Genomic DNA, 8,311 nt, shown 5'->3' with positions numbered 1-8,311 from the left:
GAGCGTCGGCCAGGCCCGCACCGGGATCGGCCGGTACATTGAGTTCTACAACACCCGCCGACCGCACTCGAGCTTGCAAGCCCGCACACCCGATGTGGTGTACTTCGACTCGCTGCCATGGCCTTCGGCCCAGGCAGCCTGACCCCGCAGGATCCACTTAAAAAGATTCGGAATCTGTTCAAGCGAATGGGGCCAGCTCTCCCTGGACGCGGATCATCTGAACGACTTGCAGCTTGAAGCGCGCGTCAAAGACTCGTAGGGTTGATTTCGTCACGTTTACTGTCCAACTGATTTCCACCCATCCGAGTGTGCGAATTCATTTGACCAGGACACGGCCTGGGCTTGAAAAGCGCACCTGCGAGTGTTAAGCAGTGGTCAAGAAAGAATATGACCGCCTTCTTCCTAAAGAACTGGCGGCATGAGGATGCGGCATAACAAGTGGTCATCCCCACTTGGGGAGGCAGTCCGTATCGGGTAAGGAAAATCGCCGTACGCAGCACTCCAATTCCGCCGATGAGGAAGGACACCTACAACTTCCTGGCTGCGTTCGATAGCGCACAGAAGCCTTCCGTCCTTGAGCGCAGGATGGGATGAGGAGCTTCAAGTCATGGCCATTCACTATTCACTGTCGGGCGAACTAATCGACATTCGGCCCGCTTGGCAGTGCACCCCCTGGCGCCCGCACCACCACGACGCCGGACAAAGCGCTGCATGTGCGGGTGTTTTTCGCGTAACTCTGCTCTCCGGCAAGGAGATACGCCGAGGTAGCAAGCGAATAATGTGCAAAAGCCTGGAGGGCGGCGCGCAGTTATACATCGGGACCGCGCGCGAAGTTGATGCGTTGATGCGGCCCAGCCACGCCCAGCGTCTCAACTGTCTGGCGATGCTGAAGGCGGCGCTGTGACTGATGCGGTCGCGAGCAAGCCTCCGGCCAAAGGCGTCGCCGCGCAGCCCGTCGCCAAGGACGACGGCTCGCTGTCGCCCTGGTGGATACGGGCTGTGCTGATCGTGATGGTGCTTGGCTTTTCGGGCCTGCTGCTAATAACCACCCTCTCGTATCGCAACGCGCCGCCGATTCCGGCACAGGTGGTGAATACACAGGGTGAGCTCCTGTTCACCGCAGAAGATGTCGGCGACGGACAGACCTTGTTTTTGCGCTACGGCCTGATGGCCAACGGCAGCATCTGGGGCCACGGTGCCTATCTCGGGCCCGACTATTCGGCCGCCGCACTGCACCGCATGGGACTGGTCACCGCCCAGGACATTGCGCAGGAGCAGTATGGCAAGCCGCTGGACGCGTTGACTCCAGGTCAGGCGGCAGCGGTCCAGGCCGAGACGAGCGTGTCGTTGAAAACGAACCGTTATGACGCGTCCACCGGGCTGCTGCAGTTCACCATAGGACAGACCGCCGCTTTTAAATCTGAGATCGCGCACTGGACCGATTATTTCCACGACCCGTCGCGCAACGGCGGCCTGAAGGCCGATCTGATCACCGATCCGACTGAGCTGCGCCAGTTCACGGCTTTCGTGACCTGGGCGGCCTGGGCGTCCGTCGCGGCCCGGCCGGGCGAAGTGCACTCCTACACCAACAACTTTCCGTATGACCCAAGCGTCGGAAATGTGCCGATCTCGGGCGCGCTGTTGTGGAGCGCGGTCAGCCTGCTGGTACTGCTCGCCGGCATATCGACCGTGCTGCTGGCCTTCGGCAAATTCGACTACCTCGGCTGGATCACCCGGGGCCACAACGTCAAGCCGCAGATGCTGCCTGGCCGTTCCAGTCCGGGGCAAAACGCGCTTGTGAAGTTCTTCGTCGTGGTTGCCGTGCTGTTTCTGGCACAAACGCTCGTGGGTGCCGCAACGGCCCATTGGCGCGCCGACCCGGGTAGCTTTTACGGTATACAGATAGAGCGCCTCTTCCCCAGCAATTTGACGCGCACCTGGCATCTCCAATTGGCGATCTTTTGGATCGCCACCGCCTACGTGGCCGCCGCGTTGTTTCTGGGCAGGTCGCTCCGAACAGAGGAGCCGCGCTGGTTGCCGGCCTGCACCCATGGGCTGTTCGCTGCGTTTGCAGTGGTCATCTTCGGCAGTTTGCTGGGCGAATGGGCTGGCATCGCTCAGATGCTCGGACCCTTGTGGTTCTGGCTCGGCAACCAGGGGTGGGAGTATCTGGAGCTGGGTCGTGTTTGGCAGATATTGCTGGTCGCAGGCCTGTTCGGCTGGTTCGCGCTTCTGTGGTCGCTGGTGCGCCCGCAGACCTTGAGCGATCCTGCCGCAAGGCCAATCGTCAGGATGTTTCTGGTGGCGGCGCTGGCGATTCCCGCGTTCTATATCCCGGCGATGTTCTTCGGCGCGAGGACCAACTTCACCGTGGTCGACACCTGGCGCTTCTGGATCATCCATCTGTGGGTCGAAGGCTTCTTCGAGTTCTTCGCCACGACGATCGTGGCGCTGACCTTCTTCCAGCTCGGGCTGACCCGTCGCAACGTGGCGCTGCGAGTGATCTATCTGGACGCGATCCTGTACTTCCTCGGCGGCTTAATGGGCACCGGACACCATTGGTATTTCACAGGTCAGACCAACGTCAACATGGCGCTGTCGGCGTTGTTCTCGGCGCTGGAGGTGGTGCCGCTGACTTTGCTCACGCTCGACGCCTGGGACTTCGTTCGCACCACGCGCGGGGAGCGCGATGCGAAGGGCAAGCAGATGGTCATCCCGCACAAGTGGGCGTTCTATTTCCTGATGGCTGTGGGCTTCTGGAACTTTGTGGGCGCGGGCATGTTTGGGTTCCTGTTGAACTTGCCGATCGTCAGCTACTACGAAGTGGGCACCATGCTGACCCCAAACCATGCGCATGCGGCCCTGATGGGCGTGTTCGGCATGCTGGCAATTGCGCTGATGGTGTTCGTGCTGCGCCAGACAAGTGACGATGTGCACTGGCCGGGCATCGAGAAGTACTTGCGCTGCGCGTTCTGGGGCACCAACGCCGGCTTGGCCATGATGGTGGCGCTGAGCTTGTTCCCGGGTGGTCTGCTGCAGTTGTGGGACGTGCTGCAAAACGGTTACTGGCATGCGCGCAGCCTGGACTACACGGGCAGCGACCGATCGCACTGGATCGAGTGGATGAGCCTGCCGGGCCATGTCGTCTTGATCGTGTTCGGTGCCGTGCCGCTGGTGATCGCAACGATCAAGTGCTACTTCAACCTGCTTGCAGGGGCAAAGGACGACCAGGTTCGGCGTTTGCGTGCGGCCTGATCACCAGACGCTTTGATTTTGCGAAGCGTCATCTGCGTTATGCCCGCGTATCTTCGAAATTGGCACCATTACATGAACCCATTGTCTGATCAAGCGGCCAATTCACCGGAGCGAAGCCGTCTTCTCAACAAAGCGATCTCGAGGTGGGACAACGAGGGGGGAGCGGGTATCGAAGGAAATTACCCTGCAGCTTCGGTGGAGTTGTTAACCGATGCGCTGCCGTTGACAAATGCCGAGCTCGTACAGTTGCAGATTCGCGTTATCGCCTTGGAGAACATGCTGGCGGTTCTGATGGCCGACGCTTCCGATCGACAGCTGAAGCTCGTGCGGGAGATAGCCGATTGCATCACCCCGCAACCGGGCTTCACACCTCATCCCCTGACGATCCACGCGGCGGCCCGCATGCTGGGCTTCATTGAACGATCGGGTCACCTGCGCACGCTGCAGTTCGAAGATGCGAACGTTGGCGATTCGGCCAATGGTGGACTTGATGTGGGGTGCGCAAATTGGGCATGAATCGCGTCAGCACCATCGCGGCTGCGACGCGCTCGCGGCTGGTTACGGTCCGATCCAACGCGCCGCTGCGGGAGGCGGCGCAGTTGCTATCGAGTACCCAAATCAGCCTGCTTGTGGTCTGCGATCCAGACGGAACAATGATCGGTGTGATCACCAAGTCGGACATCGTTATGCAGATCGGTCTCTGCCCGGGCATCACCTGCACCAACACGGTCGACAGTGTGATGAGGCGAGACGTGATCGCGTGTCGCTCATCCGATTGGCTGGCGTCAACTATCCTGGCCACTCGCATTGCCGCATCAAAAATGCTACTCGTGCTGACCTGTTGCCTCACGTAATTTGCTACCCGTTGGATTGTCCAGCGGGAGCACAACGTGACAAGGCAAATCAGCATGACGACACGCAAGGAACTGGTCGAGGCGCTGCGGGAGCGGTATCGCAGCGCGGCGTTCGGCGACCGGATCAAGATCCTCGATGAATTCGTGGCCTTGACCGGCTATCACCGCAAGCATGCGATCCGAGTGCTACGCGACGAGGTCACGAAGACGAGTGCTGCGCGAGCGCGCAATCGTCTCTACGACGAGGCGGTGCGCCAAGCGCTGACGATGCTGTGGGAGGCGGCAGATCGGGTCTGCGGCAAACGGCTGAAGGCGCTGATCCCGCTCCTGGTCGACGCGATGGAACGTCACGGCCATCTCGACTTGGATCCGATCATTAGGACCAAGGTGCTTCAGGTCAGTGCAGCGACCATCGACCGCATGCTCGCCGCTGCGCGCTTGCACATCGACGGACAGCGCAAGCGCCGCAAGGGAGTAGGCTCGGCCATCCGACGCAGTATCCCAGTGCGCACCTTCTCCGACTGGCGAGACCCACCGCCAGGCTTCTTCGAGATCGACATGGTCGAGCACTGTGGCGGCCCGAAGACGGATGGCGACTACGTTCATACGCTGACCATGACGGACATTGCCACGGGATGGACCGAGTGCGTCGCCATGAGAATGCGGGAACAGATGCTGATCGTCGGGGCGTTCGAGCAGGTGGCGGGCGAGCTGCCGTTCGCCATGCTCGGCGTGGACTCCGATAACGACAGCGCCTTCATGAGCGAGAGCGTGTTCGACTACTGCAAAGGCCATGGCCTCGTGCAGACCCGCTCGCGTGCCTACAAGAAGAATGATCAGGCCTGGGTCGAGCAGAAGAACGGCTCCATCGTGCGCAGGCTGGTCGGCTACGGCCGTCTGAGTGGGGTCGGAGCGACGAAGGCCCTTGCGACGCTGTACGCGTCATCTCGCCTGTACGTGAACTTCTTCCAGCCATCGTTCAAGCTGAAATCCAAGACGCGCGACGGCGCCAGGGTGCACAAGATCTACTTCACACCAGCAACGCCTTGCGATCGGCTGCTGGCTCACGCCAGCACAACGACGGCGATCAAGGCGCGGCTGAAGGCGCAGCTCGAAAGCCTCGACCCGGTGCAGTTGCTGCAAGAGATTCGGGAGGCGCAGCAAACGCTGAGCGAGATCGCAGCGCACGGCACGCCAAGCGCCGCTGCGCCAGGCAGGTCGCCGGACGTCGACGCCTTCCTTATGAACCTGTCCACGGCGTGGAAGGATGGAGAGGCCCGACCCACGCATCGCAAACAGCCCGGCGCCAAGCACTGGTGGCGGACAAAGGTTGATCCGTTCGCCGACGCGTGGCCGCTTGTCGACGGCTGGCTGATTGCCGAGCCGTCCGCTTCGGCCAAGGAGTTGATGAACCGATTGGCAACGATGTTCCCGGAAGCGAATGCCGGCAACGCGCAACTGCGAACGTTGCAACGCCGGGTCAAAGCTTGGCGCGCCGAGCGGGCGCGAGAAATGATCCTGGGCCGGCTGCGCAAGTCGACCGGCATACCAGCCGAAGTGTGAAACAGCCGCCGCGAAAACTTCACGGCCGACGGGGGCCGGGCGCTTCGCGCCCGGCAGACTATGGACATGTGGACGATGCGCCTGCGGCGCACCGGCCGCGACCGTGGACAACGCGCCGCTGTGCGGCCTGCGTTGCCCACCGCCGCAGCCTTCGACCACATGCCCACAGCCTTCGATCATTGAATTGAACGGGGCAGATAGAGAGCCAAAACGACAACCGGCCGGCGGGTAACATTCCTTCGTGAGGCAACACGCCTCTCATCCAGATTGACGCTAGACATGCAGTCGGCCAAGTTGCATGGCTACGATCCGTGGGCTTACCTGAAGGACGTGCTCACGCGACTGCCGACACATCTGAACAGCCGCATAGACGAGTTGCTTCCGCACCTCTGGCAGCCCGCAAACTGAACAACACATCGCTTAACGGGCTTCGCTAATTGCCGTCAAGGTGGGACGGCTGGCCGCTTACTGATTACCGGCAACCGTAAAGGTCCGCTGCCTCATGCAGTGAGCATTGCGTGCAACATGTCAAGTTCCCACTTGAGCATCGTGGCCTCAGATAAGGTCAGTTGCTCCACTGAAGCTGATCTTTTTGCGCGTGTTTGAGGCGTGCGGAAATGTTCAATAAATCACGAGTCACGCCCTTCGCAGCCGCGCGGGACATAGACACGTTCTGTCACAGTTTTTCCACTTGCTCCGCAGAACTGTAGAAGTTCCCCTAAATTTTTAGGGTCATATTCGCTTCGAGAATTTATCGAATCAATCGGATGTGATGATCCACTTCTTACAAATAATTACGTCAAAAGATGTTATTCAGTGGCCTTCTGCCCCTCGCACGAATTCGTTTCTGCGAACGATCGTTGCTAGCGCTAGTCCTGTGCTGCGCCGCAGCATGCATCAGTGCGCAAACGCTGGAGGAACTGCAGTCACCGGGCGAGTCGCCAGCTGCAGAAGAAGCCGATCGCATCGTGAGCCCGTGGCTTTCACCAGCGCGTAAATTCGGCAAGGAGCTGTACTTCTCCAATCTCAAGGATGGGCAATCCGTCGAATCACCGTTCGTTGCGCGCTTCGGCGCTTCCAATGTCGGCATCGTTCCGGCCGGCAAAACCGTCGGTAATCACGGGCATTTGCATTTGTTGATCGACACGCCGTTACCGGTCGATCTGAAAAAGCCGCTGCCATTCAGCGCCAATTACATCCACTTTGGCAAGGGTCAAATGGAAGCTTTAGTGGATCTTTCACCCGGCACGCACACCGTGCGATTGCTGCTCGCAAACTATGCCCATGTGCTGTATTTCGTCTACAGCGAAGAGCTGACCATCATGGTCACGAAGCAGAACAAGGGGGTAACCCCTGCGAGCGTACTTGGCTCGCCACGCGTGTTCGTGATGCAGCCGGCTGCCGGCAGCACGGTATACGCACCGTTTCGCATGGCGCTGCATGCGAGCGGCTTCAATTTGTCGCACTCCGCAGCCAATGCCGAAGGCACAGGATATTTTCGAGTCAACCTTCAACGCACGGGCTCCAAAGGTGAGGCCATCGACCTCAAAGGGGGTCAGACCGAGTTTTGGCTGGCGCCGCCCAAAGGGGAGTACTTGGTTCTGCTTGAGTGGGTGAGCAACGACAACGGTAAGGTGCAGGCGAGCGCTAAGGCGATCAGCTTCAGCGTTCAATGAGGTACGGTCAGCTTTTGACACTGACCTGGCTCCTCTTGCCATGCCATTGATAACGAAGAAGTCCGGGGTTGCAAAATTAATTGATCTCGGTGGTCGCGAGTGACCGAGTGAGCTTGCCCCTGGAATCCGTGCCCCATAGCCGAGTTCATGAGTTGGCTTGCTGTGGCTGATTGGCAAGCCAGTGCTGCTCGAACTGCATCGGGCTGACGTATGCAAGTAGAGTGCAGCCGGTCGCGGTTGTACCAAAGCAGCCAATCGATGGTTTCGTCCTTCGCCTCGCGCCGGGTCTTGAACCGTTTGCCGTGCAGTCGCTCCACCTTCAACGACCCGAAGAGCGTCTCAGTGCAAGCGTTGACGCTCCTATGTCAAGCGGGACGTGCGGAGTCTGCCAGCATCGCCCTGAAGTCGTGGCCAGCTTACTGGTCAATTCTCGACCGGTCGCAACAGGTCTACAACGCAAAGCGGATTCACTCGGCGCTTGGCTATCTTCCACCCAACGAATTCGAATCCCAAGTTGCTCGGAAGGCGGCTTAGTTCGCAGGAGCGCGCTGATCCAGCCGTAGGGGTTCACTCCAGTCAACAACCAGACCCAAGATGCGTGCCGCCGCCGCGATGCTCTGACCACCCTCGACCAGTCGCACCGCCTCCTGCTTGAATTAAAACGCTCAGCAAGGGATACATTTTTCGAGGGCAAGGTCACCTGTTGCGTCTCCGGCGCTCGGTAGGGACGTGATGTTGGTTCGCCAGGAGTTACAGCTGTCAGAAAAATGTGCGAAGGCGACGGCAAGTGCATGGCATGGCATGGCATGGCACGGCACGGCACGGATCGACTTCGCGCTGCAATCTCCACGCCACCGCCACAAGATAGGAATGTTCGTGACTTTTTTCAGTTACGAATTGTAAACATTTGTTTACATTACGAGTTGACCACTAGCCGATTTACAGCGTTCGGCGGGAGGCCGC

The 8,311-nt window shown here is 59.7% G+C and carries 7 protein-coding genes and 2 pseudogenes; 8 read left to right on the top strand and 1 reads right to left on the bottom strand.

The features are described 5' to 3' along the window. The 8 genes and pseudogenes from RCH10_RS26720 to RCH10_RS26685 all read left to right on the top strand — a co-directional run. Positions 1–142: integrase core domain-containing protein (locus RCH10_RS26720; protein WP_409054725.1), on the top strand; the 142-nt coding region annotated here is incomplete at its 5' end. A gap of 465 nt (positions 143–607) precedes the next feature. Then, on the top strand, positions 608–904 hold the full coding sequence (locus tag RCH10_RS26715; protein WP_409054724.1) for a hypothetical protein: 297 nt from the start codon (positions 608–610) through the stop codon (positions 902–904). Then, on the top strand, positions 901–3,255 hold the full coding sequence (locus tag RCH10_RS26710) for a cbb3-type cytochrome c oxidase subunit I (RefSeq protein WP_323498944.1): 2,355 nt from the start codon (positions 901–903) through the stop codon (positions 3,253–3,255). Before RCH10_RS26715 ends, RCH10_RS26710 begins: the two co-directional genes overlap by 4 nt. Positions 3,256–3,327: 72 nt before the next feature. Next, a complete protein-coding gene (locus RCH10_RS26705) occupies positions 3,328–3,771 on the top strand; it encodes a hypothetical protein (protein WP_323501583.1) in 444 nt (147 codons plus the stop codon). Next, positions 3,768–4,109, top strand: a complete 342-nt coding sequence (locus tag RCH10_RS26700) for a CBS domain-containing protein (RefSeq protein WP_323501584.1) — start codon at positions 3,768–3,770, stop codon at positions 4,107–4,109. Before RCH10_RS26705 ends, RCH10_RS26700 begins: the two co-directional genes overlap by 4 nt. 54 nt (positions 4,110–4,163) lie before the next feature. Next, positions 4,164–5,672, top strand: a complete 1,509-nt coding sequence (locus RCH10_RS26695) for a transposase family protein (RefSeq protein WP_409054723.1) — start codon at positions 4,164–4,166, stop codon at positions 5,670–5,672. A gap of 282 nt (positions 5,673–5,954) precedes the next feature. After that, positions 5,955–6,080, top strand: a pseudogene (locus tag RCH10_RS26690) (transposase domain-containing protein); the annotation flags it as partial. Between the two features lie 398 nt (positions 6,081–6,478). Next, entirely contained in the window at positions 6,479–7,348 is an 870-nt protein-coding gene (locus RCH10_RS26685; RefSeq protein WP_409054722.1) for a DUF4399 domain-containing protein, read from the top strand. Positions 7,349–7,493: 145 nt separating this feature from the next. Here RCH10_RS26685 and RCH10_RS26680 read toward each other — a convergent pair. Further along, positions 7,494–7,701 (bottom strand): annotated as a pseudogene (locus RCH10_RS26680) (IS3 family transposase); the annotation flags it as partial. Positions 7,702–8,311 lie beyond the last annotated feature (610 nt).

It is taken from the genome of Variovorax sp. GrIS 2.14 (assembly GCF_046115955.1).
Classification (GTDB): Bacteria; Pseudomonadota; Gammaproteobacteria; order Burkholderiales; family Burkholderiaceae_C; genus Variovorax.
This window is presented reverse-complemented; position numbering and strand designations above follow the sequence as displayed.

What these genes read in the sequence shown, in the direction of transcription:
- RCH10_RS26700 (WP_323501584.1), top strand. Translation starts at nt 3,768, where the DNA reads ATGAATCGCGTCAGCACCATCGCGGCTGCGACGCGCTCGCGGCTGGTT.
- RCH10_RS26685 (WP_409054722.1), top strand. Translation starts at nt 6,479, where the DNA reads ATGTTATTCAGTGGCCTTCTGCCCCTCGCACGAATTCGTTTCTGCGAA.
- RCH10_RS26695 (WP_409054723.1), top strand. Translation starts at nt 4,164, where the DNA reads ATGACGACACGCAAGGAACTGGTCGAGGCGCTGCGGGAGCGGTATCGC.
- RCH10_RS26705 (WP_323501583.1), top strand. Translation starts at nt 3,328, where the DNA reads ATGAACCCATTGTCTGATCAAGCGGCCAATTCACCGGAGCGAAGCCGT.
- RCH10_RS26715 (WP_409054724.1), top strand. Translation starts at nt 608, where the DNA reads ATGGCCATTCACTATTCACTGTCGGGCGAACTAATCGACATTCGGCCC.